25 protein-coding genes and 3 pseudogenes are annotated in these 21791 nt (G+C 54.9%); 14 read left to right on the top strand and 14 right to left on the bottom strand.

What is annotated here, in order from left to right; translation table 11 throughout:
* Positions 1-52: 52 nt before the first annotated feature.
* Genes L379_RS01070 through L379_RS01080 form a run of 3 tightly spaced genes read right to left on the bottom strand, consistent with a single transcriptional unit; the run spans position 53 to position 1087 of the window.
* The gene (locus L379_RS01070; RefSeq protein WP_000215515.1) at positions 53-409 is read right to left on the bottom strand and encodes a cupin domain-containing protein; all 357 of its coding nucleotides are present in this window, start codon (positions 407-409) and stop codon (positions 53-55) included.
* Positions 399-800, bottom strand: a complete 402-nt coding sequence (locus L379_RS01075) for a HepT-like ribonuclease domain-containing protein (RefSeq protein ID WP_001293886.1) — start codon at positions 798-800, stop codon at positions 399-401. The genes L379_RS01070 and L379_RS01075 overlap by 11 nt, the downstream gene beginning before the upstream one ends.
* Positions 797-1087, bottom strand: a complete 291-nt coding sequence (locus L379_RS01080) for a nucleotidyltransferase family protein (RefSeq protein ID WP_001247892.1) — start codon at positions 1085-1087, stop codon at positions 797-799. The genes L379_RS01075 and L379_RS01080 overlap by 4 nt, the downstream gene beginning before the upstream one ends.
* 158 nt (positions 1088-1245) lie before the next feature.
* On the opposite strand from L379_RS01080, the pseudogene L379_RS01085 reads away from it, so the two are divergent.
* Positions 1246-1419 (top strand): annotated as a pseudogene (locus L379_RS01085) (DUF4158 domain-containing protein); the annotation flags it as partial.
* A gap of 32 nt (positions 1420-1451) precedes the next feature.
* Here L379_RS01085 and merR read toward each other — a convergent pair.
* Positions 1452-1907 carry an Hg(II)-responsive transcriptional regulator gene (gene merR / locus L379_RS01090; RefSeq protein ID WP_001166628.1) on the bottom strand — a complete coding sequence of 152 codons (456 nt, stop codon included), beginning with the start codon at positions 1905-1907 and terminating at the stop codon, positions 1452-1454.
* A gap of 116 nt (positions 1908-2023) precedes the next feature.
* Here merR and merT point away from each other — a divergent pair, with 116 nt between their 5' ends.
* The 11 genes and pseudogenes from merT (at position 2024) to L379_RS01135 (ending at position 11293) form a co-directional block, all read left to right on the top strand.
* Positions 2024-2329 carry a mercuric ion transporter MerT gene (merT, locus tag L379_RS0124430; protein ID WP_255360365.1) on the top strand — a complete coding sequence of 102 codons (306 nt, stop codon included), beginning with the start codon at positions 2024-2026 and terminating at the stop codon, positions 2327-2329.
* Positions 2330-2344: 15 nt separating this feature from the next.
* On the top strand, positions 2345-2620 hold the full coding sequence (gene merP, locus L379_RS01095; protein ID WP_000732276.1) for a mercury resistance system periplasmic binding protein MerP: 276 nt from the start codon (positions 2345-2347) through the stop codon (positions 2618-2620).
* A gap of 27 nt (positions 2621-2647) precedes the next feature.
* A complete protein-coding gene (gene merC / locus L379_RS01100) occupies positions 2648-3055 on the top strand; it encodes an organomercurial transporter MerC (protein ID WP_000522993.1) in 408 nt (135 codons plus the stop codon).
* A 38-nt stretch (positions 3056-3093) separates the two neighbouring features.
* Positions 3094-4776, top strand: a complete 1683-nt coding sequence (gene merA / locus L379_RS01105; protein ID WP_000281123.1) for a mercury(II) reductase — start codon at positions 3094-3096, stop codon at positions 4774-4776.
* A gap of 17 nt (positions 4777-4793) precedes the next feature.
* A complete protein-coding gene (gene merD, locus L379_RS01110; RefSeq protein ID WP_001277463.1) occupies positions 4794-5159 on the top strand; it encodes a mercury resistance co-regulator MerD in 366 nt (121 codons plus the stop codon).
* Positions 5156-5392 (top strand): broad-spectrum mercury transporter MerE, encoded by a 237-nt coding sequence (gene merE / locus L379_RS01115; RefSeq protein ID WP_001087807.1) that lies wholly within the window; start codon positions 5156-5158, stop codon positions 5390-5392. Before merD ends, merE begins: the two co-directional genes overlap by 4 nt.
* Before the next feature lie 65 nt (positions 5393-5457).
* Entirely contained in the window at positions 5458-5670 is a 213-nt protein-coding gene (locus tag L379_RS01120; protein WP_000993245.1) for a DUF3330 domain-containing protein, read from the top strand.
* A 130-nt stretch (positions 5671-5800) separates the two neighbouring features.
* Positions 5801-6361 carry a recombinase family protein gene (locus tag L379_RS01125; protein ID WP_003124096.1) on the top strand — a complete coding sequence of 187 codons (561 nt, stop codon included), beginning with the start codon at positions 5801-5803 and terminating at the stop codon, positions 6359-6361.
* Positions 6362-6363: 2 nt separating this feature from the next.
* Positions 6364-9329 (top strand): annotated as a pseudogene (locus L379_RS0124420) (Tn3 family transposase).
* A gap of 78 nt (positions 9330-9407) precedes the next feature.
* Positions 9408-10412, top strand: coding sequence for an IS110-like element IS4321 family transposase (locus tag L379_RS01130; RefSeq protein WP_000427620.1), 1005 nt, complete (start codon positions 9408-9410; stop codon positions 10410-10412).
* Positions 10413-10771: 359 nt separating this feature from the next.
* A complete protein-coding gene (locus L379_RS01135) occupies positions 10772-11293 on the top strand; it encodes a GNAT family N-acetyltransferase (protein ID WP_032655884.1) in 522 nt (173 codons plus the stop codon).
* Positions 11294-11342: 49 nt separating this feature from the next.
* Here L379_RS01135 and arsC read toward each other — a convergent pair whose 3' ends face one another.
* From arsC to L379_RS01185, 10 genes are all read right to left on the bottom strand, one after another.
* Positions 11343-11768 carry a glutaredoxin-dependent arsenate reductase gene (arsC, locus tag L379_RS01140; RefSeq protein ID WP_032655882.1) on the bottom strand — a complete coding sequence of 142 codons (426 nt, stop codon included), beginning with the start codon at positions 11766-11768 and terminating at the stop codon, positions 11343-11345.
* Between the two features lie 12 nt (positions 11769-11780).
* Positions 11781-13070 carry an arsenite efflux transporter membrane subunit ArsB gene (gene arsB / locus L379_RS01145; protein WP_032655881.1) on the bottom strand — a complete coding sequence of 430 codons (1290 nt, stop codon included), beginning with the start codon at positions 13068-13070 and terminating at the stop codon, positions 11781-11783.
* A 45-nt stretch (positions 13071-13115) separates the two neighbouring features.
* Positions 13116-14867: an arsenite efflux transporter ATPase subunit ArsA gene (gene arsA, locus L379_RS01150; protein ID WP_032655878.1), complete on the bottom strand. Its 1752-nt coding sequence runs from the start codon at positions 14865-14867 to the stop codon at positions 13116-13118.
* A 17-nt stretch (positions 14868-14884) separates the two neighbouring features.
* Positions 14885-15247, bottom strand: coding sequence for an arsenite efflux transporter metallochaperone ArsD (gene arsD, locus L379_RS01155; RefSeq protein ID WP_032655876.1), 363 nt, complete (start codon positions 15245-15247; stop codon positions 14885-14887).
* Positions 15248-15294: 47 nt separating this feature from the next.
* A complete protein-coding gene (gene arsR / locus L379_RS01160; RefSeq protein ID WP_032655874.1) occupies positions 15295-15648 on the bottom strand; it encodes an As(III)-sensing metalloregulatory transcriptional repressor ArsR in 354 nt (117 codons plus the stop codon).
* A 120-nt stretch (positions 15649-15768) separates the two neighbouring features.
* On the bottom strand, positions 15769-16260 hold the full coding sequence (locus L379_RS01165; RefSeq protein WP_032655872.1) for an arsenate reductase ArsC: 492 nt from the start codon (positions 16258-16260) through the stop codon (positions 15769-15771).
* A 143-nt stretch (positions 16261-16403) separates the two neighbouring features.
* Positions 16404-16844, bottom strand: coding sequence for a protein-tyrosine phosphatase family protein (locus L379_RS01170; RefSeq protein WP_032655870.1), 441 nt, complete (start codon positions 16842-16844; stop codon positions 16404-16406).
* A 45-nt stretch (positions 16845-16889) separates the two neighbouring features.
* Positions 16890-17369, bottom strand: a complete 480-nt coding sequence (locus L379_RS01175; protein WP_032655868.1) for an arsenate reductase ArsC — start codon at positions 17367-17369, stop codon at positions 16890-16892.
* Positions 17370-17373: 4 nt separating this feature from the next.
* Complete coding sequence (locus L379_RS01180) at positions 17374-17745, bottom strand: ArsR/SmtB family transcription factor (RefSeq protein ID WP_032655866.1); 372 nt, start codon at positions 17743-17745, stop codon at positions 17374-17376.
* 89 nt (positions 17746-17834) lie between these two features.
* On the bottom strand, positions 17835-20843 hold the full coding sequence (locus L379_RS01185) for a Tn3 family transposase (protein ID WP_016156490.1): 3009 nt from the start codon (positions 20841-20843) through the stop codon (positions 17835-17837).
* Positions 20844-21002: 159 nt separating this feature from the next.
* Between L379_RS01185 and L379_RS01190 the strand changes: the two genes are divergently transcribed.
* Positions 21003-21572 (top strand): recombinase family protein, encoded by a 570-nt coding sequence (locus L379_RS01190; protein WP_004098989.1) that lies wholly within the window; start codon positions 21003-21005, stop codon positions 21570-21572.
* Between the two features lie 7 nt (positions 21573-21579).
* Positions 21580-21791 (top strand): annotated as a pseudogene (locus L379_RS25980) (hypothetical protein); the annotation flags it as partial.

The raw sequence follows: 21791 nt of genomic DNA, 5'->3' as shown, positions 1-21791 counted from the left end.
TCTGTTACCTATCTCCCCGACCGCTCATTGGACCAACTCCAGAGATTGGGCTCTATCGCTCAGCCAATACGAAACCGGCATTGGCTGATGCCACAACCGAGACTAACACAAATGGCTCGGTACCTGTATTTCGCGCCCCGTGCACTTGGCCCGGTCTTGCCACGGCTATCTCACCTTCCCTGAGGGCACGAACAATCCCATTGCCCTGAAAGTAATCAGCCATTCCCGACAAAACAGTCCACGTGTCTTGGCCGTGAGGATGAATGTGAGCCGCAATTTCCTGCCCGGGATGGACATGCCAAACCACGATAATTGAGTCTCGGGTTTCAAGCACAACGGAACGAATAGGCTCGCCTTCGGACGGCTGAACATACTCGGCTACAGAAAATATTCTCGATTCAACAGTCATCGGAGATCCCTCTTTCACAGTTGTCGTTACGGTCTTCATCGTCGGCATCCTGACGCACGGCGGGCAATTGCTGGAGCAACGCCGGCAGCCATTCCTGTACCGTCTCCCACACCACATCGAGGTTGATGTCGAAATAGCCGTGAGCCATGCGATTACGCATATTGCGCATGCTGCGCCACGGCACGTCGGCATGCGCCTGGGTGAACTCGACGTAGCCATCCATCACCTTTGTGGCCGCCTCGCCGATGACGATCAGGCTCATGATGACGGCCTGCTGGGTGCGCTTGTCGGCCAAGAAGTCGTCCTTGGCCATCCCTTCCACGAAGCTGCGCGCATCGGTTGCGGCCTGCTGAATGTGGTCGAGGTAATCGGGCAGGCGGTTCTCGCTCATATCGGTTGCGCCTCCGCGAGCACCTTGGCCCGGAACTTCGGCGGCAGGTCGCCGGGAGTCAGCAGATCGACGTCAACGCCGAGCAGCGATTTCAGTTCTTCTTCCAAATCGCCCAAGTCCAACAACGTGGCACCGGGCAGCGCATCGACCAACAGGTCGAGGTCGCTGCCATCCCGGTCGGTGCCATGCAGCACCGAGCCGAAGACGCGCGGGTTCGCGGCGCGAAAGCGGCCTACCGCTTCACGCACTGCGCTTCGCTTCATGTCAAGCACAACAGACGGTCGCATGCGCATCCTTTCTTATCGAAACTCGTTGAGATGATATGCAATCAAGAATAGAATTTCAAGAACTATTTTCGAGAATCGCAATGCCTTGATTCCCGTGCCGCGCCGGTTGCCTTGGCGGGCTTGTCACAAACCTACGTTTTCAAGAAGAAGGAAACCGCATGCCCCGCCGTTCGATCCTCTCCGCCGCCGAGCGCGAAAGCCTGCTGGCGTTGCCGGACACCAAGGATGAGTTGATCCGTCACTACACGTTCAGCGAAAGCGACCTCTCCATCATCCGGCAGCGGCGCGGCCCGGCCAATCGGCTGGGCTTCGCGGTGCAGCTCTGCTACCTGGGGTCGTCTCAGAATTCGGAAAATAAAGCACGCTAAGGCGTAGTCACCCCGTGACTCCCCCGCGCCGATGCAGCGAGCTTCGTTCCGTCTTGCAGTGACGCAATCAGCGGGCAGGAAACGTTCCCTTTCCGCGCGTGGCAGGCGCACACCAGTTCAGACAGCACGGCCTCCATGCGTGCCAAGTCGGCCATCTTCTCGCGCACATCCTTGAGCTTGTGCTCGGCCAGGCCGCTGGCTTCCTCGCAATGGGTGCCATCCTCCAGCCGCAGTAGCTCGGCGATTTCGTCCAGGCTAAAGCCCAGCCGCTGGGCCGATTTCACGAACCGCACTCGTGTTACATCCGCCTCGCCATAGCGGCGAATGCTGCCATAGGGCTTGTCTGGCTCCGGCAGCAGGCCCTTGCGCTGGTAGAACCGGATGGTCTCCACATTGACCCCGGCCGCCTTGGCAAAAACGCCAATGGTCAGATTCTCAAAATTAATTTGCATATCGCTTGACTCCGTACATAACTACGGAAGTAAGCTTAAGCTATCCAAACCAAATTTGAAAGGACAAGCGTATGTCTTAACCACAAAACGGGCGCGGCGCGCTCTTCGCCGGTGGGCTGGCCGCCATTCTTGCGTCGGCCTGCTGCCTGGGGCCGCTGGTTTTGATCGCCTTGGGGTTCAGCGGGGCATGGATCGGCAACCTGACGGTGCTGGAACCCTATCGCCCGATCTTCATCGGCGCAGCGCTGGTCGCGCTGTTTTTCGCCTGGCGGCGCATCTACCGCCCGGCGCAAGCCTGCAAACCGGGTGAGGTCTGCGCGATTCCCCAAGTGCGAGCTACTTACAAGCTCATTTTCTGGATCGTGGCCGCGCTGGTCCTGGTCGCGCTCGGATTTCCCTACGTCATGCCATTTTTCTATTAATCACAGGAGTTCATCATGAAAAAACTGTTTGCCGCCCTCGCCCTCGCTGCCGTTGTTGCCCCCGTGTGGGCCGCCACCCAGACCGTCACGCTGTCCGTACCGGGCATGACCTGCTCCACCTGCCCGATCACCGTCAAGAAGGCGATTTCCAAGGTCGAAGGCGTCAGCAAAATTGACGTGACCTTCGAGACACGCGAAGCGGTTGTCACGTTCGATGATGCCAAGACCAGCGTGCAGAAGCTGACCAAGGCAACCGGAGACGCGGGCTATCCGTCCAGCGTCAAGCAGTGAGCCACTGAACCCGAACCTGGGGCGATCATGGGACTGATTACACGCATTGCCGACAAGGCTGGCGCGCTTGGCAGCGTTGTTTCCGCGATGGGATGCGCTGCCTGTTTCCCGGCTATCGCCAGCCTGGGCGCGGCCATCGGCCTTGGCTTTCTACAGGAATACGAAGGGTTGTTTATCTCCAAGCTGCTGCCGCTGTTCGCAGTCGTGGCTTTGCTGGCGAATGCACTGGGCTGGCTGAGTCATCGGCAATGGTACCGCAGCCTGCTCGGGATGGTCGGCCCAGCCATCGTGCTGGCGGCCATGCTCTTGTTTTTTGGCAATTGGTGGACGGCGAACCTCCTCTATGTCGGTCTGGCCTTGATGATCGGGGTGTCGATCTGGGATCTGCTCTCACCGGCCAACCGCCGCTGCGAACTACCACCCAAACACGGCTAACTGCATTGGCAGTTGCCGAAACGAAAAGGAACGATGCAATGTATTTGAATATCACCGGAATGACCTGCGACTCGTGCGCGACACATGTCAAGGACGCCCTGGAGAAAGTGCCGGGCGTGCTGTCGGCGCTCGTGTCCTACCCGAAAGGCTCCGCGCAACTCGCCACCGATCCCGGCACCTCGCCAGAGGCGCTGACCGCCGCTGTGGCCGGCCTCGGCTACAAGGCCACACCCGCCGATGCCCCATCCACTTCAGCGCGGGGCAGACTGCTTGGCAAGGCGCTGGGATGGCTGGGCGGTGGCGACAAGGCTGGTGGTGATGGGGACGGACTGCACGTCGCCGTTATTGGCAGCGGCGGAGCCGCGATGGCGGCGGCGCTGAAGGCCGTCGAGCAAGGTGCGAACGTCACGCTGATCGAGCGCGGCACCATCGGCGGTACTTGCGTCAATGTCGGCTGCGTGCCGTCCAAGATCATGATCCGCGCTGCCCATATCGCCCATTTGCGCCGTGAAAGCCCATTCGACAGTGGCATCGCGGCGACTGTGCCTGCGATTGATCGCAGCAAACTACTGGCCCAGCAGCAGGCGCGCGTCGATGAGCTGCGCCACGCCAAGTACGAAGGCATCCTGGACAGCAACCCGGCCATCACCGTGCTGCATGGTGAAGCGCGTTTCAAGGACGACCAGAGCCTTGCCGTCCGTTTAAACGATGGCGGCGAGCGTGTGGTGGCGTTCGACCGCTGCCTGGTCGCCACGGGTGCCAGCCCGGCCGTGCCGCCGATTCCGGGCCTGAAAGAGTCACCCTACTGGACTTCCACCGAGGCCCTGGTCAGCGACACCATTCCCGAGCGCCTGGCCGTGATCGGCTCGTCTGTGGTGGCGCTGGAACTGGCGCAAGCCTTTGCCCGGCTGGGCAGCAAAGTGACGATCCTGGCACGCAGCACGCTGTTCTTCCGCGAAGACCCGGCCATCGGCGAGGCCGTTACAGCCGCGTTCCGTGCCGAAGGGATCAAGGTATTGGAATACACGCAAGCCAGCCAGGTCGCGCATGTGGACGGCGAATTCGTGCTGACCACCGGGTACGGTGAAATACGCGCCGACCAGCTGCTGGTCGCCACTGGCAGGGCACCGAACACGCGCAGCCTGGCATTGGAAGCGGCGGGAGTCGCTGCCAATGCGCAGGGGGCCATCGTCATCGACAAGGGCATGCGCACCAGTACGCCACACATTTATGCGGCTGGCGACTGCACCGACCAGCCTCAGTTCGTCTATGTGGCGGCAGCGGCCGGCACCCGTGCTGCGATCAACATGACTGGCGGCGATGCGGCCCTGGACCTGACCGCAATGCCGGCCGTGGTGTTCACCGACCCGCAGGTCGCCACCGTGGGCTACAGCGAGGCGGAAGCACATCACGACGGGATCGAGACCGACAGTCGCACCTTGACCTTGGACAACGTGCCGCGTGCGCTTGCCAACTTCGACACACGCGGCTTCATCAAGCTGGTCATCGAGGAAGGTAGCGGACGGCTCATCGGCGTGCAAGCGGTGGCCCCGGAAGCGGGTGAACTGATCCAGACGGCGGTGCTCGCCATTCGCAACCGTATGACCGTGCAGGAACTGGCCGACCAATTGTTCCCCTACCTGACCATGGTCGAAGGGCTGAAGCTCGCGGCGCAGACCTTCAGCAAGGACGTGAAGCAGCTTTCGTGCTGCGCCGGATGAGGAAAAGGAGGTGTTCAATGAGCGCCTACACAGTGTCCCGGCTGGCCCTTGATGCCGGGGTGAGCGTGCATATCGTGCGCGACTACCTGCTGCGCGGATTGCTACGGCCGGTCGCGTGCACCACGGGCGGCTACGGCTTGTTCGATGACACCGCGTTGCAACGGCTGCGCTTTGTACGGGCTGCCTTCGAAGCGGGTATCGGCCTGGACGCACTGGCGCGGCTGTGCCGGGCGCTGGATGCTGCGGACGGTGACGGTGCGTCTGCGCAGCTTGCCGTGTTGCGGCAACTCGTCGAGCGTCGGCGCGAGGCCCTGGCCAGCCTCGAAATGCAACTGGCCGCCATGCCAACCGAACCGGCACAGCACGCGGAGAGTCTGCCATGAACAGCCCAGAGCACTTGCCGTCTGAGACGCACAAACCGATCACCGGCTACTTGTGGGGCGCGCTGGCCGTGCTCACCTGTCCCTGCCATTTGCCGATTCTCGCCATTGTGCTAGCCGGCACGACGGCCGGCGCGTTCATCGGGGAGCACTGGGGTATTGCAGCCCTCACGCTGACCGGCTTGTTTGTCCTGTCTGTGACGCGGCTGCTGCGGGCCTTCAAGGGAAGATCATGACCGCTTCCCAGCCAGCCGAGAGTGGGCAGCTTTGAGCTTCGCTACCAATCTGGAGGAGTACCACCATGAACGCAAACGCCCCGAACACTGCCAGTTGCACCACCTGCTGCGTATGCTGCAAAGAAATTCCGCTCGATGCCGCCTTCACCCCGGAAGGCGCGGAATACGTCGAACATTTCTGCGGGCTGGATTGCTATGAACGCTTCCAGGCACGCGCCAAGGCCGCGACAGAATCTGACATTGCGCCTGTCCCTGGCGGTTCGCAGCCGTCAGATTGAGGCATACCCTAACTTGGCGTCAGACCATCCGGCGCTAAATCGTCAGAATAGAGTTGCCTTCCGAATTGATTGACATACGCCGTCAAGGGTCATAGATTTCTTCCTGACACATTTCCCTCAGGAGGATACCTTGCACGGTCAGCGCATCGGTTACGTCCGCGTCAGCAGCTTCGACCAGAACCCAGAACGGCAGCTCGAACAGATCCAGGTGGATAAAGTGTTCACCGACAAGGCGTCGGGCAAGGACACACGGCGGCCCGAACTGGAACGGCTGCTCGCCTTCGTGCGCGAAGGCGACACGGTCGTGGTGCACAGCATGGATCGTCTGGCGCGCAACCTCGACGACCTGCGCCGCCTGGTGCAGGGCCTCACCCAGCGCGGCGTACGCATCGAGTTCCTTAAGGAGCATTTGACCTTCACCGGCGAGGACTCGCCGATGGCGAACCTGATGCTGTCGGTAATGGGCGCGTTCGCCGAGTTCGAACGCGCCTTGATCCGCGAGCGGCAGCGCGAGGGCATCGCGCTCGCCAAGCAGCGCGGGGCCTACCGTGGCAGGAAGAAATCCCTGTCGTCTGAGCGTATTGCCGAACTGCGCCAACGTGTCGAGGCTGGCGAGCAAAAGACCAAGCTGGCTCGTGAATTCGGAATCAGTCGCGAAACCCTGTATCAATACTTGAGAACGGATCAGTAAATATGCCACGTCGTTCAATCCTGTCCGCCGCCGAGCGCGAAAGCCTGCTGGCGTTGCCGGACACCAAGGATGAGTTGATCCGTCACTACACGTTCAGCGAAACCGACCTCTCCATCATCCGGCAGCGGCGCGGCCCGGCCAACCGGCTGGGCTTCGCCGTGCAGCTCTGTTACCTGCGCTTTCCTGGTGTCATCCTGGGCGTCGATGAGCCGCCGTTTCCGCCCTTGTTGAAACTGGTCGCCGACCAGCTCAAGGTCAGCGTCGAAAGCTGGGACGAATACGGGCAGCGGGAGCAGACCCGGCGCGAGCACCTGGTCGAACTGCAAACGGTGTTCGGCTTCCAGCCCTTTACCATGGGCCACTACCGGCAGGCCGTCCAGTTGCTGACCGAGATGGCCTTGCAGACCGACAAGGGCATCGTGCTGGCCAGCACCTTGATCGAGCACCTGCGGCAGCAGTCGGTCATTCTGCCTGCCCTCAACGCCGTCGAGCGGGCGAGCGCCGAAGCAATCACCCGCGCCAACCGGCGCATCTACGATGCCTTGGCCGAACCGCTGTCGGACGCGCATCGCCGCCGCCTCGACGATCTGCTCAAGCGTCGGGACAACGGCAAAACGACCTGGCTGGCCTGGCTGCGCCAATCGCCCGTCAAACCGAATTCGCGGCACATGCTGGAACACATCGAACGCCTCAAAGCGTGGCAGGCGCTCGACCTGCCTTCTGGCATCGAGCGGTCGGTGCACCAGAACCGCCTGCTCAAGATCGCCCGTGAGGGTGGCCAGATGACGCCCGCCGACCTGGCCAAGTTCGAGGCGCAGCGACGCTATGCCACCCTGGTGGCGCTTGCCATCGAGGGCATGGCCACCGTCACCGACGAAATCATCGACCTGCACGACCGCATCCTGGGCAAGCTGTTCAACGCCGCCAAGAACAAGCATCAGCAGCAATTCCAGGCGTCCGGCAAGGCGATCAACGCCAAGGTGCGGCTGTTCGGCCGCATCGGCCAGGCGCTGATCGAGGCCAAGCAGGCGGGCCGCGATCCGTTCGCCGCCATCGAGGCCGTCATGTCCTGGGATGCCTTCGCCGAGAGCGTCACCGAAGCGCAGAAGCTTGCGCAGCCCGAGGACTTCGATTTCCTGCACCGCATCGGCGAAAGCTACGCCACGCTGCGCCGCTACGCGCCGGAATTCCTTGCCGTGCTCAAGCTGCGGGCCGCTCCCGCCGCGAAGGACGTGCTCGACGCCATCGAGGTGCTGCGCGGCATGAACAGCGACAACGCCAGCAAGGTGCCCGCCGACGCGCCGACCGAGTTCATCAAGCCGCGCTGGCAGAAGCTGGTCATGACCGACACCGGCATCGACCGGCGCTACTACGAACTGTGCGCGCTGTCGGAGATGAAGAACGCGTTGCGTTCCGGCGACATCTGGGTGCAGGGGTCGCGCCAGTTCAAGGACTTCGAGGACTACCTGGTGCCGCCCGCGAAATTCGCCAGCCTCAAGCAGGCCAGCGAATTGCCGCTGGCCGTGGCCACCGACTGCAACCGGTACCTGAACGACCGGCTGACGCTGCTGGAAACACAGCTTGCCACCGTCAACCGTATGGCGACGGCCAACGAGCTGCCGGACGCCATCATCACCGAGTCAGGCTTGAAGATCACGCCGCTCGACGCGGCGGTACCCGACACCGCCCAAGCGCTGATCGACCAGACGGCAATGATCCTGCCGCACGTCAAGATCACCGAACTGCTGCTGGAGGTGGACGAATGGACGGGCTTCACTCGGCATTTCGCGCATCTGAAATCGGGCGACCCGGCCAAAGACAAGAACCTGTTGCTGACCACGATCCTCGCCGACGCGATCAACCTGGGCCTGACCAAGATGGCGGAGTCTTGCCCCGGCACGACCTACGCCAAGCTGGCTTGGCTGCAAGCCTGGCACATCCGCGACGTACCTACGGGGCGGCGCTGGCCGATCTGGTCAACGCACAGTTCCGCCATCCCTTCGCCGAGCACTGGGGCGACGGCACCACCTCATCGTCGGACGGCCAGAACTTCCGCACCGGCAGCAAGGCCGAGAGCACCGGCCACATCAACCCGAAATACGGGAGCAGCCCAGGGCGGACGTTCTACACCCACATTTCTGACCAGTACGCGCCATTTCACACCAAGGTCGTGAACGTCGGCGTGCGCGATTCGACCTACGTGCTCGACGGCCTGCTGTACCACGAGTCCGACTTGCGGATCGAGGAGCATTACACCGACACGGCGGGCTTCACCGATCACGTCTTCGCCCTGATGCACCTCCTGGGCTTCCGCTTCGCGCCGCGCATCCGCGACCTGGGCGACACCAAGCTCTACATCCCGAAGGGCGACGCCGCCTATGACGCGCTGAAACCCATGATCGGCGGCACGCTCAACATCAAGCACGTCCGCGCCCATTGGGACGAAATCCTGCGGCTGGCCACCTCGATCAAGCAGGGCACGGTGACGGCCTCCCTGATGCTCCGAAAGCTCGGCAGCTACCCACGCCAGAACGGCCTGGCCGTGGCGCTCCGCGAGCTGGGCCGCATCGAGCGCACGCTGTTCATCCTGGACTGGCTGCAAAGCGTGGAACTGCGCCGCCGCGTGCATGCCGGCCTGAACAAGGGCGAGGCGCGCAATGCGCTGGCCAGGGCAGTGTTTTTCAACCGCCTGGGTGAAATCCGCGACCGCAGTTTCGAGCAGCAGCGCTACCGGGCTAGCGGCCTCAATCTGGTAACGGCTGCCGTCGTGTTGTGGAACACGGTCTATCTGGAACGGGCTGCGCACGCGCTGCGTGGCAACGGCCATGCCGTTGATGACGCGCTGTTGCAGTACCTGTCGCCGCTCGGTTGGGAGCACATCAACCTCACCGGCGATTACCTCTGGCGCAGCAGCGCCAAGATCGGCGCGGGCAAGTTCAGGCCGCTACGACCGCTGCAACCGGCTTAGCGTGCTTTATTTAATGAGATGGTCACTCCCTCCTTCCCGGTACTATGCTGAGGACAGGCTTTCATTCGGAGAACTATCATGGAAAACATTGCGCTCATTGGTATCGATCTGGGTAAAAACTCTTTCCATATTCATTGCCAGGATCGTCGCGGCAAGGCTGTTTACCGTAAAAAATTTACACGGCCAAAGTTAATCGAATTTTTGGCGACATGCCCCGCTACAACCATCGCAATGGAAGCCTGTGGTGGCTCTCACTTTATGGCACGCAAGTTGGAAGAGTTGGGGCATTTTCCTAAGCTGATATCACCACAATTTGTCCGTCCATTCGTTAAAAGTAACAAAAACGACTTTGTCGACGCCGAAGCTATTTGTGAAGCTGCATCGCGTCCGTCTATGCGTTTTGTACAGCCCAGAACTGAATCTCAGCAGGCAATGCGTGCGCTGCATCGTGTCCGTGAATCCCTGGTTCAGGATAAGGTAAAAACAACCAATCAGATGCATGCTTTTCTGCTGGAATTTGGCATCAGCGTTCCACGAGGAGCTGCCGTTATTAGCCGACTGAGTACCCTTCTTGAGGACAATAGTTTGCCTCTATACCTCAGCCAGTTATTGCTGAAATTACAACAGCATTATCACTATCTTGTTGAGCAGATTAAAGATTTGGAATCCCAGTTGAAACGAAAGTTGGACGAAGATGAGATTGGACAGCGCTTGCTGAGCATTCCCTGCGTCGGAACACTGACAGCGAGTACTATTTCAACTGAGATTGGCGACGGGAAGCAGTACGCCAGCAGTCGTGACTTTGCGGCGGCAACAGGGCTAGTGCCTCGACAGTACAGCACGGGAGGTCGGACGACATTGCTGGGAATTAGTAAGCGAGGTAACAAAAAGATCCGAACTTTGTTGGTTCAATGTGCCAGGGTATTCATACAAAAACTGGAACACCAGTCTGGCAAATTGGCCGATTGGGTCAGGGATCTACTGTGTAGGAAAAGCAACTTTGTCGTCACTTGTGCTCTGGCAAACAAGCTGGCCAGAATAGCCTGGGCCCTAACGGCACGACAGCAAACTTATGTAGCATAACGGCAGAAATACACCGGTTTAAAGAATCACTGATCTGGTTTTGCGAATACTGATATTGATGATACTAACGGCCCACCGGCCTGTTGAGGAACCTGTAAAACGGAAAGGCTCATTGAAGCCGTATATTTTCTGGAGGTTCATCAGGCGCGGAACTCATCGAGGCGCGGGAATAAAATCCCATTCAGACGCCGGATAGATTCAAGCAAGCCAATTTATCGTCAAAATCGGTGTTGCAAAAACGGGAGTGACCATAGATTCCGTTTTCTGAGGCGACCCCTTATACAGGTTATAAGTTTAAGCGTTTAACCTACCGTCGCGAATTCCGGTAGTTTGTAAAACATCATTACTGGAGTGATACGATGCATATTATCAATGCTAAAGAACAGCATAGTACTGCGATACGCAATATTTATGCTCACCACGTCCTGCATGGTACAGGTAGCTTCGAAACCGACCCCCCGGACGCACAAGAGATGCTTAGCCGACTGAGAAACGTTCAGTCTCAGGGATTCCCATGGTATGTCGCCCTGCTGGGCGATACCGTCATTGGCTACTGTTATATTTCGCGTTACCGCGAACGCCATGCTTATCGGTTTACGGTTGAAAACTCGATATATATTGATCCGGCTTATCAGCGACAGGGCGTCGGAAAAGCATTGCTTGGTCATGCTTTAAAATGGGCCCAGTTCCGGGGATATCGTCAGATGATTGCTGTTGTGGGGGACAGTGCAAACGTAGCTTCTGTATCGTTACATATCCGTGCAGGATTTACTGAAATAGGCACACTGAAGGACATTGGTTTCAAGCATGGCCGCTGGCTGGACACGGTTTTGCTACAACTAAATCTTGGTGAAGGGAGTAGTACTCAGCCAAAAGATTAAGGTCTTATGCTCTGAGGCAGTAAAAAGGGGGCATTTGCCCCCTTCATCTTTATTTCAGTCGTTTACCTGCACCATCAACGACTTTTTCACCGTCTTCCTTGGTGAAAGCCGCTTTCTGAGCATCTGGAAGGATATCCAGAACCACCTCGGAAGGACGGCACAGTTTAGTTCCCAGCGGCGTCACCACTATTGGGCGGTTAATCAGGATCGGGTGTTGCAGCATAAAATCGATGAGCTGATCGTCCGTAAATTTATCTTCTGCAAGACCCAGTTCCTCATAAGGCTCGACATTTTTACGCAGCAAAGCCCGGACTGCAATACCCATATCGGCAATGAGTTTGACCAGCTCATCGCGTGAAGGAGGAGTCTCAAGGTAAAGAATAACGGTCGGCTCAGTACCGCTGTTGCGGATCATCTCCAGCGTGTTACGCGATGTGCCGCAGGCTGGGTTGTGATAAATGGTGATGTTGCTCATTTCAGTATCTCATTACAAAGTGACAGAGAGACGTAGCGCCAGCGCGGCCAGCGTTACAAACAACACAGGCAGAGTCATGACGATCCCGGTGCGGAAATAGTATCCCCAGGTGATGGTCATGTTCTTCTGTGACAGAACATGCAGCCAGAGCAGCGTTGCCAGGCTACCAATAGGTGTAATTTTCGGCCCAAGATCGCAGCCAATCACGTTGGCATAAATCATCGCCTCTTTGATAACGCCTGTTGCGGTGCTGCCATCAATAGAGAGCGCGCCAACCAGCACGGTAGGCATGTTGTTCATGATGGAAGACAGGAAAGCCGTCAGGAAGCCAGTACCAAACGTCGCGGCCCACAGGCCTTTATCTGCCAGCACGTTCAGCACACCGGAGAGGTATTCCGTTAGCCCGGCGTTACGCAGGCCATAGACCACCAGATACATCCCCAGTGAGAAGATGACGATCTGCCAGGGTGCACCGCGCAGCACTTTGCCGGTGTTAATGGCATGGCCTCGTTTCGCCACCACAAACAGGATGGCAGCGCCAACAGCCGCAATCGCGCTGACCGGAATACCGAGCGGCTCAAGGACGAAAAAGCCAACCAGAAGAAGGATCAACACTATCCAGCCGGTTCTGAAGGTTGCCAGATCTTTAATCGCTTTTGCCGGTGCTTTCAGAAGAGCCAGGTCATAAGTTGGCGGGATATCTTTACGGAAAAACAGATGCAGCATCACCAGCGTGGCGATAATGGCGGCGATATCCACCGGCACCATGACCGACGCATACTCCGTGAAGCCCAGTCCAAAGAAGTCAGCAGAAACGATGTTAACCAGGTTCGATACGATAAGCGGCAGACTGGCCGTATCGGCAATAAACCCGGCAGCCATCACGAATGCCAGCGTAGTGCCTTTACTGAAACCTAATGCCAGCAACATGGCGATCACGATCGGCGTCAGAATCAATGCTGCACCATCATTAGCAAACAGTGCCGCCACCGCTGCACCGAGCAAAACAATATAGGTAAACAGCAAACGCCCACGACCATTGCCCCAACGTGAAACGTGCAGCGCCGCCCATTCGAAAAAGCCCGATTCATCGAGCAACAGACTGATAATAATCACGGCAATAAACGTTGCTGTAGCGTTCCAGACGATATTCCAGACAACAGGGATATCGCCTAAATGCACAACACCAGAAATCAACGCCAGTACCGCGCCCAGCGTCGCACTCCAGCCGATCCCTAATCCTTTCGGCTGCCAGATAACCAACACGATGGTCAGGACAAAAATAGCGGCTGCCAGTAACATAAATCCTCCAGACAGGGCGGCTCGGCCGCCCTGTATACACAAAAATTAAACAGCCAGCTCTCTGAGTTTTTCGATGCCAGTGGGTTCTGATGCCAGCACGGGTACTAACGCGACACGTTTGGCATGTGTGCTCTGCACGGCTTCGATCTGAGGCAGCTCTTGTTGAGCACGCTGACAAAGTAGTGGTGAACGCGTCTCAGCAGTGGAAAGACTATTATTGATAATCCAGCCCCAGGGATGAATTCCTGCGCGTTCAAGATCGGCCTGCAGGTTTGCCGCCTCCAGTACTGGTGTGGTTTCAGGCAGAGTGACCAGCAGAACTTTGGTACGTTCCGGGTCCTGAAGCTGCATCATCGGAGTGGTAAAATGACCTTTATCCCCCATCTTCTTAGCAATCTCACGGTGATAAGCCCCGGTAGCATCAAGCAGTAATAGCGTATGCCCGGTAGGTGCCGTATCCATGACCACAAACCGTTTGCCGGCTTCACGGATGACACGTGAGAACGCCTGGAACACCGCAATCTCTTCAGTGCAAGGTGAACGTAAATCCTCTTCCAGCAGCCGTTTCCCCGCTTCATCCAAATCCCGGCCCTTCGTCTCCAGAATATGCTGGCGATAGCGTTCGGTTTCATCATGAGGGTTGATTCGGCTAACCTGCAGATTATTGAGGCTACCGTTCAGCGTTGTGCTCAGGTGCGCGGCAGGATCCGAAGTGGTGAGATGGACATCAAATCCCATGTCCGCCAGCCTGACAGCGATGGCCGCAGCCATTGTGGTTTTACCCACGCCACCTTTGCCCATCAGCATAATCAAACCGTGTTCACTGCGGGCGATATCATCGACCAGGCCAGAAAGCGACATATTCTCTGGCTTGTTTTGTATACTTTGTTCAGGAAGCGATGCTATCTCCGCGTGTTCGTTGAGCAGGCCTTTCAATGCGGAAACACCAACCATATTCAGTGGCTGAAGGAACAGTGTGTCTGTCGGCAAGTCAGATAACCCCACGGGAAGATTTGCCAGCGCCTCTTGCTCCCGTTGCCATATTGCAGCGGCCAGTGAGTCACGTTCTGCTTCGCTCGCAGGCAGGACACCATTAATGACCAGGTACTGATTTTTCAGGCCAATGGCTGATAATTCGTCATGAGTGCGGGCGACTTCCTGCAGTGTTGATTTTTGCAGTCTCGCGACCAGTACCAGGCGCGTACGTTCGGGGTCAGACAATGCTTCAACCGCATGAGCATATTGCTCACGTTGCTTTTCCAGCCCCGCCATCGGGCCGAGGCAGGAAGCGCCTTCCGGGTTACTTTCAATGAAGCTACTCCAGGCGCCAGGAAGCTGGAGAAGACGAATAGTGTGACCCGTCGGGGCGGTATCAAAAATGATGTGATCGAAGCGGGTCAGCAGAGAAGCATCCGTCAACAAGCCTGTGAATTCATCGAACGCAGCAATCTCTGTCGTGCATGCGCCCGAGAGTTGTTCGTTGATACCATTAACAACGTCATCAGGCAAAAGACCTTTAATAGGATCAACGATTCTGGCCCGGTATTGCTGTGCCGCATCTTGCGGGTCAATCTCCAGAGCTGACAACCCTGGTACGGAGGCCACTGGCAAAATGGTATTGCCAATCGTCTGGTCAAAGACCTGGCCTACGTTTGAAGCCGGGTCAGTACTGACAAGCAAAACACGTTTGCCCAGCTCAGCCAGGCGTATAGCCGTGGCGCAGGAAATAGAGGTTTTACCTACACCACCTTTACCGGTAAAAAACAGATAAGGCGGGATATTCTGTAAAAAATTCATATGTCCTCCTGACATATTCAGCAACAGGAAGTCTTACCACCACAGCAACTTGTTGGTGCTAAGCCTACTTTCTCCAGCGGAATGCCAAACCAGCGAGCCAGTTCAGCACGTCTGGGATAACGTCCTGCCATCACCGTTTCGCCATCCAGCAACAGCAGCGGAAGCCCTTCAGCCCCTGATACTTCGAGGAATGCTTTCACTTTTTCGTTCTCAACGAAGCTCATCGGCTGTTGCGCCAGGTTGAAACGCTCGATCTGAACCCCTCGCTCTTTCAGCCATTGCACATCAGCAGAAAAATCAACCAGTACCTGGTCGACATCTGAGCCACAAACACCGGTACTGCAACACATCGCCGGGTCGAACACTGTTAACGTTTTCATTCTCAATACCTCACATTCGTAAAAACATATGTGTACAAGCAAAATTTTTAGATGCAGACAGCTTTACCGCTGCCAGAGCAGTTGGCTGACACCAGCTTACGGGCAATGGCCTGAACGTCGCCTTGCTGGCTTAGCCAAGCCTGCTCGACAATCTGAGCGGCCCATGAGGGGATATGTGGAGATAAGCGGTAGTTAACCCATTTTCCCTGCTTACGATCCAGTAAAATCCCACTTTCCCGCAGCATTGCCAGATGGCGGGATATTTTAGGTTGTGATTGCTCCAGTGCCGTACACAAATCACATACGCATAGTTCCCCCATCTCTCTGAGCAAGAGAACGATGCCCAGACGCGTTTCATCAGACAGGTTTTTGAAGAGTTGTATGGATGATAATTGCGGCATAAGCCCTCCTGCTTTTATCTGGTAGTGTCTCTCTGTGACAGCGGAATGTCAAAGATATATTTGAATTTTCATATATGAAAATGAATAATCATGCCAAATAAAACATGTTAGCAAGGCTGTTTACTTACCAATACGATTCAGTTCTTGCTGAAGAGACATACGATCCAGTTTATGAAACGGCAGGCTCATAAAAATTCGAATCCGGTTGCTAATTTCTTTGTATATTCGGCTGAATTCTTTCAACTTCTGCTCTTCAGTCCCCTTAAACAAGGCCGGATCGGAAAATCCCCAATGGGCAGTAATCGGTTGCCCAGGCCAGGCCGGGCAGGATTCTCCTGCTGCCTGATCGCAGACAGTAAAAATGAAGTCCATTTTAGGAGCATGGACTTCTGCAAATAAGAGCCAACTTTTACTGGAAAGCGTTGAAGTATCTATCTGATGTTGCTGCAAGAAAAGTGTCGTCATCGGATGCAGCTCTCCACGAGGATGAGTGCCAGCGCTGTAAGCTTTAAAATTACCTTGCCCCATCTGATTCATGAGCACTTCAGCCATAATGCTTCTTGTTGAATTGCCTGTACAAAGAAACAGCACGTTGAATGGTTGATTCTGCATCTTAATCTCCTGCCGGATAGCTTGTCAGGTCAATCCTGTAAGTTATTGCGCCAGATTGAAACGCTCAATCATGACAGCCACAATTTTAAGCAACTCCACTTTGGGTGCTTACTCCAAAGTGGTGAGAAGCTGGACTTCTGTGTTTAATCAGGTTCAGGGTAGAGGAGACCTAACGCCTGATACTGAATTGGCTTGATGTTGAATACCGGACGAATAGATTTAGCCCGCTCAACCGCTTCCGGTACGGTTTTGCTGATTTTTAATTCCAGCAAGACACCTGCTGCAACAGTTCCCGTCCGTCCCCTGCCTGCGCCACAATGAAATGCCACTTTATGACCATTTTGATAGGCATCTACTACCGCGAGTATTGCATCACGGAACAGTTGTTCCTCAGGTTCTTCGGCATGATCGCTCAATGGAATATGTACCCACTGCACCTCTGGGTGATGTGTAGCACAGCCCGTCGCTTCGGCACGTAAATCAACCACCACGTCGATGCCATCTTCGTCCACCATCTGCTGGATATCATTAGCGCCGCCACAGTAAATATGACCAGGTATTAGTGCATGATATAACTTGCTCATGTACTTGTTTTCACTCCTAATAAGCTAAATAAACAGACTAAAAACCTAACCCAACAGATTGCCGATACGGTCCAGTTCAGCTTTCAACATGGTTTTATCCTGCTGCAATTTTTCCAATGGAAGCGCAAAAAATGCCTCAATACGCGTACGCAGAATGGTATATGCCGTAACAAATGCCGCATCGATCTCCTCATCCGTCCCTGCGACATGAGCAGGATCCTCAACTCCCCAATGGGTTCGCAACACGGGACCCAAATAGGCCGGACAGGTTTCATTGGCAGCATTGCCACAGACGCTGACGACGATATCCGGTTCCAGGGGTAGGTTCTCCCACGACTTGCTGTAATAACCTTCAGTGGCGATACCTTCACGAGCCAGTAAAGCAAGGGAGCGGGGATGCACCTGACCTGTCGGATGACTTCCGGCACTCATGCCATGCCAACCTTCTGGTGCCAGATGATTGAATGTCGCTTCGGCGAGAATGGATCGACAAGAGTTACCGGTACACAGAAACAAAACGTTCATTCAACTAGTCCTCACATTTTATCCAGGTGGGTGAAAGTGGCTCTGTTGATGAGCAACTGGGATTGGAGTACAGGGATATACATTTTTCCGGATGGCCAGAACAACACTCTTCAGTCAGGAAAGTTATCAACTCCAGCATCAAGGGAATGTTGGCCCGATAACGCTGGAAGCGTCCTTCCTGCTCAACCGAGAGCAATTCGGCATGGGTCATAGCCTTGAGATGAAAGGACAATTTATTTGGAACAATGGCAAGGCTTGAGGCAATTTGCCCCGCTACCATCCCCTGTGGTCCGGCTTTCACCAGCAAGCGATAGACATCCAGCCGGATGCCAGAAGCCAGAGATTCAAAAACTTGAGTTGCGGTATCTTTTTTCATAATTCAATGCTACAAGAACTATTGAAGTAATCAATCAAATTTTATAGGCTGATAGCGGGGTTCGAGGTCCAATGATGTAAAAAACCACGCTAAGAGGTTAATTCATTGTTTGTATTCAAATTTAATGGTCTTAACTCGCCCTTCAGAATATCTTCCGGTAACGAAAACGTATAATGTCCCAGCATATTTATATGGCCATGTATCAGCGGCGATAATCTTGCCAGATGCTCCTCTTCAGGTGTTTCCCCCGATTTGCGAAGATGTGACAACGCCTCCTGCATGTAAAGTGTATTCCACAGCACAACCGCATTGGTCACCAGACCCAGAGCACCGAGTTGATCTTCCTGCCCTTCACGGTAGCGTTTTCTAATCTCACCACGTTGTCCGTAGCAAATGGCTCGAGCCACTGCATGGCGTCCTTCTCCCCGGTTGAGCTGAGTGAGGATCCGACGCCGGTAATCCTCATCATCGATATAGTTGAGAAGATACAACGTCTTGTTGACCCGGCCCACTTCCATAATCGCCTGAGCCAGACCAGATGGTCGGCTACTTCTCAACAGTGAACGAATAAGCTCTGATGCATGGATGGTCCCAAGCTTCAGTGAGCCCGCCATTCGCATCATTTCATCCCATTGGGATTCTATTTTTGACAGTTCAACACATCCCCGGGCCAGCTCATTCAGGGCACCATAATGTGCCGTTTTATCTGCCCGCCAGAATATCGCCCCGCCTGCATCGGCCAGACGAGGGGAAAACTGGTAGCCCAGTAACCAGAACAGGCCAAAAATGATATCGCTGGATCCTGCCGTGTCCGTCATAATTTCTACCGGATTCAGCCCGGTCTGCTGCTCCAGAAGCCCTTCCAGTACAAAGATGGAATCACGAAGCGTCCCGGGAACTACAATGCCATGGAAACCGGAGTATTGATCGGAGACGAAGTTGTACCAGGTGATACCGCGTCCTGAACCAAAGTATTTACGATTTGGTCCGGAATTAACCGTTTTAACCGGTGTGACAAAACGCATACCATCTGCGGAGGCAACCTCACCACCTCCCCAGTACCCCGCGAGCGGCAGCGTGGACTGAAAATCAACCAGCCGTGCATTAGCGGTGACCAGCGTTTCTGCCCTGAGATAATTTTGTTTAACCCAGCTCAGACGATGGCGAGTAAGCGCGGGAATATTATGCTTTATCAGGGGTTCATGCCCTATATTGCAGGCTTCTGCCAGCAGTGTTGCGCACAGACTGACCTGGAGATCCTGCGCCCGAGCACCTGATTCACTGACGTGGCTGAATTCGCGGGTAAAACCGGTTCGGGCATCTATTTCAAGCAACAGCTCCGTCAGATCAACCGGAGGGATCAATTCTCTTACCCGACGATTCAATTGTATCAGTGCCGGTGGCTCATCCAGTTTATCCAGACTGCTAATCGTCAGTGAGGGATGCTTACCTTCATTGCTTATGCTGACCGCTGCGTTGCAGGCAAAACGTGAAGCCACTGATTTCCATGTGTCATCAAGCCGCGTAGCCAGTTGTTCTGCTGCTTTAGTTCCGTCTGATGGATGACCCAGCGCCCGACATACCGGGATGCGTTGTGCCTGCCATTCAGCTCCCTGAAGCAATTTTTGACGCGGGTCCCCCCACCGATCACTGTTCTCCAGCCAGAGATCACGACGGCGCAAAGAATCTTGAAGGCGCTCGAGAAGACACAGCGAGTAACCCGCTCGTAGAATCCTACCATCTCTGTCGTAGACCAGACGTTTCCATGGGCCGGAAATGATTTGCTCTGGTGCATCGTCGAGAATTCGCTTTTTTGAGCCACTCAGTTCGGCCAGATAATGGATTGCTGACAACGTGAGCTCCCCGGCCGGGGCGGCCTGAAAGTGTAAGTCACGCAACATCGCGGACAGGAAACGCTTCACCCGTCCATATTGTTCCACCATTTCATCCTGAAACTGAGTATCTTGCGGGCGCGCCAGCTCATTTACCTTGCCGACGGATTCAGCCAGTTTGTCCTTTGGTATGCGGCGAAAAATAGCCTGCCGCAGAGCTGCTTCATCGGTGTTCTCATCAAGTAATAACGTGCATGCCCGTGCCAGTAATAGCGCGGCACGATCAAGATCTTTCAGGGTCCTGAGCCGCTTTTTCTGCCCGATATTTTTTGCAGAACGCGTGATATCCAGAATAAGCATATCCAGCACATCCACGGCCTCGTCAAGCGCCGAAATTTCCTGTGCTTTCACAAACGCAGTAAGCACGGCCAGTCGCCGTTCGTCAGGCATTCTTGAAATGTATTTCACCGAAGCCATTCCGGCATAACGGGCCAAATTCCGCAGCTGGATGGCAGGCAGACCGGAGAAATTCAACCGGGAAAACTCCATGCTACGCAGTCGGGTATATCGCTCCAGGGCGTCTGTAAATGACGGCCCACTGATAGTGACAGGACCTTTTCGCATCTCCTCCAGCACCGATATACGCTGCCCTTCAGGTATTTCAAGTAAACCGTCCAGTTGTGTTTTCTGCCAGCTGTCAGGCAACAAAGCCAGCCTTCGCCATAATCGTCGACTTGCCCGTTCGCGTACTTCGCCAATCAGCCTTGTCAGAGTCGAGGCTGCGGGTAGCAGGATCTTATTTTGCAGCAACCATGCGGTAGCAAAATCAAACAGCAGACCTGGACGCTCATTGCTGAGCCAGGCGCGAGTATAGAGCAAACGCTTCAGTCTGAATGTCCAGGGGAAATCACCAAAATCATGATAATCATAATAGAGCTTGATAAGCCCCTGATGCTCCCAGCGGGTATTTTCTCTTTCAGCATACCGGGAAAGGATCTCTGGTCGGCTGATGTTCAACTGTGCCGCAATGTAAAAACGGATGAATGAGGGAATTTGAAGGGGATCAGGAAGAAACGTTCCCAGAAAGCGCGCCGTAGTCAGCTGAAGTGCAATCCCCAGCCGGTTATGTTTTCCCCGTCGCTGATTAATAAAAGCAAGGTCACGCTCATCCAGATGAAAATACCGAGCCAGCTGAACCTCATTTGGGTCTGCCACATAGCGACCGTAGTTTTCTGTCTGTTCGCTGGTAAGAAAGTCATCACTCATTGCGCATCCTTTCGTAAACGGGAGTTCTGTCCTTTTTTTAACCGTCTCAAATATTATAAATTGTGAGACTGCTCAAAACGGCATCATACATTAGTATCAAAAATCGCGATTTATACCTTATGATACTACGCAGTATCAATATCGATTTATGAGACCAAAATGGCATTATTAGGATATGCAAGAGTATCAACCAGCCATCAGAAACTGACGAGCCAGATTACTGAACTCAAAACAGCGGGAGTGAGGGATGATCGTGTATTTACTGACATGATGTCAGGAGCAACTGATGAGCGTGCAGGGCTACAGAGACTCCTTGCCAGAGCGGAGAAAGATGACATCATCCTCTGTACTAAAATGGATCGTCTAGGACGTAATACCGCTGATATGATTCGTATTGTGGATACTTGCTATAAAAAAGGCATCGCTATCCGATTTCTAGAGAATGGTCTTAGTACTGAAGGCACAATGGGAAAAATGGTTATCCAGATACTAGCAGCTGTTGCCGAGGCGGAACGAGAAAGGATCTTGGAGCGAACTAACGATGGGCGGAAGACCGCTATGATTAAGGGGGTCAAATTCGGAAGAAAGCCTCACAAGAAGGCTGAATTAGCTAATGAATTGATTAATAAGGACGTACAAGTTAAGGAAGTAATGGAAAAAACGGGTATATCAAGGGCGACCTATTTTAGGCTGAAAAGAAAAACAGCTATTAACTCTAACGAAGGATGAATTCAAAGTGAGTCAATACTTAAAGCTTGGAGATGACCAGTCTCCGGTTCAGTTGGATCCACACAGCGAAGTTGGTGCATTTAAAGTTGTTGGACACTGCTCATGGGCAAAACCAGGAGATAAAATCACTCCTGATTTTTTGCGTTTAAGAATAGAACCTTGGTTAACTGCTCTTTTTCAGTCTGAACACCTAAATATACTTATTGGCGCGGGACTTAG

It is taken from the genome of Enterobacter sp. MGH 33 (assembly GCF_000534535.1).
GTDB classification, from domain to species: domain Bacteria; phylum Pseudomonadota; class Gammaproteobacteria; order Enterobacterales; family Enterobacteriaceae; genus Enterobacter; species Enterobacter hormaechei_C.
This window is presented reverse-complemented; position numbering and strand designations above follow the sequence as displayed.

Excerpts from the sequence above, each read along its gene's own strand:
- L379_RS01070 (WP_000215515.1), bottom strand. The coding sequence starts at position 409 with ATGACTGTTGAATCGAGAATATTTTCTGTAGCCGAGTATGTTCAGCCG.
- L379_RS01075 (WP_001293886.1), bottom strand. The coding sequence starts at position 800 with ATGAGCGAGAACCGCCTGCCCGATTACCTCGACCACATTCAGCAGGCC.
- L379_RS01080 (WP_001247892.1), bottom strand. The coding sequence starts at position 1,087 with ATGCGACCGTCTGTTGTGCTTGACATGAAGCGAAGCGCAGTGCGTGAA.
- merR (WP_001166628.1), bottom strand. The coding sequence starts at position 1,907 with ATGCAAATTAATTTTGAGAATCTGACCATTGGCGTTTTTGCCAAGGCG.
- merP (WP_000732276.1), top strand. The coding sequence starts at position 2,345 with ATGAAAAAACTGTTTGCCGCCCTCGCCCTCGCTGCCGTTGTTGCCCCC.
- merC (WP_000522993.1), top strand. The coding sequence starts at position 2,648 with ATGGGACTGATTACACGCATTGCCGACAAGGCTGGCGCGCTTGGCAGC.
- merA (WP_000281123.1), top strand. The coding sequence starts at position 3,094 with ATGTATTTGAATATCACCGGAATGACCTGCGACTCGTGCGCGACACAT.
- merD (WP_001277463.1), top strand. The coding sequence starts at position 4,794 with ATGAGCGCCTACACAGTGTCCCGGCTGGCCCTTGATGCCGGGGTGAGC.
- merE (WP_001087807.1), top strand. The coding sequence starts at position 5,156 with ATGAACAGCCCAGAGCACTTGCCGTCTGAGACGCACAAACCGATCACC.
- L379_RS01120 (WP_000993245.1), top strand. The coding sequence starts at position 5,458 with ATGAACGCAAACGCCCCGAACACTGCCAGTTGCACCACCTGCTGCGTA.
- L379_RS01130 (WP_000427620.1), top strand. The coding sequence starts at position 9,408 with ATGGAAAACATTGCGCTCATTGGTATCGATCTGGGTAAAAACTCTTTC.
- L379_RS01135 (WP_032655884.1), top strand. The coding sequence starts at position 10,772 with ATGCATATTATCAATGCTAAAGAACAGCATAGTACTGCGATACGCAAT.
- arsC (WP_032655882.1), bottom strand. The coding sequence starts at position 11,768 with ATGAGCAACATCACCATTTATCACAACCCAGCCTGCGGCACATCGCGT.
- arsB (WP_032655881.1), bottom strand. The coding sequence starts at position 13,070 with ATGTTACTGGCAGCCGCTATTTTTGTCCTGACCATCGTGTTGGTTATC.
- arsA (WP_032655878.1), bottom strand. The coding sequence starts at position 14,867 with ATGAATTTTTTACAGAATATCCCGCCTTATCTGTTTTTTACCGGTAAA.
- arsD (WP_032655876.1), bottom strand. The coding sequence starts at position 15,247 with ATGAAAACGTTAACAGTGTTCGACCCGGCGATGTGTTGCAGTACCGGT.
- arsR (WP_032655874.1), bottom strand. The coding sequence starts at position 15,648 with ATGCCGCAATTATCATCCATACAACTCTTCAAAAACCTGTCTGATGAA.
- L379_RS01165 (WP_032655872.1), bottom strand. The coding sequence starts at position 16,260 with ATGCAGAATCAACCATTCAACGTGCTGTTTCTTTGTACAGGCAATTCA.
- L379_RS01170 (WP_032655870.1), bottom strand. The coding sequence starts at position 16,844 with ATGAGCAAGTTATATCATGCACTAATACCTGGTCATATTTACTGTGGC.
- L379_RS01175 (WP_032655868.1), bottom strand. The coding sequence starts at position 17,369 with ATGAACGTTTTGTTTCTGTGTACCGGTAACTCTTGTCGATCCATTCTC.
- L379_RS01180 (WP_032655866.1), bottom strand. The coding sequence starts at position 17,745 with ATGAAAAAAGATACCGCAACTCAAGTTTTTGAATCTCTGGCTTCTGGC.
- L379_RS01185 (WP_016156490.1), bottom strand. The coding sequence starts at position 20,843 with ATGAGTGATGACTTTCTTACCAGCGAACAGACAGAAAACTACGGTCGC.
- L379_RS01190 (WP_004098989.1), top strand. The coding sequence starts at position 21,003 with ATGGCATTATTAGGATATGCAAGAGTATCAACCAGCCATCAGAAACTG.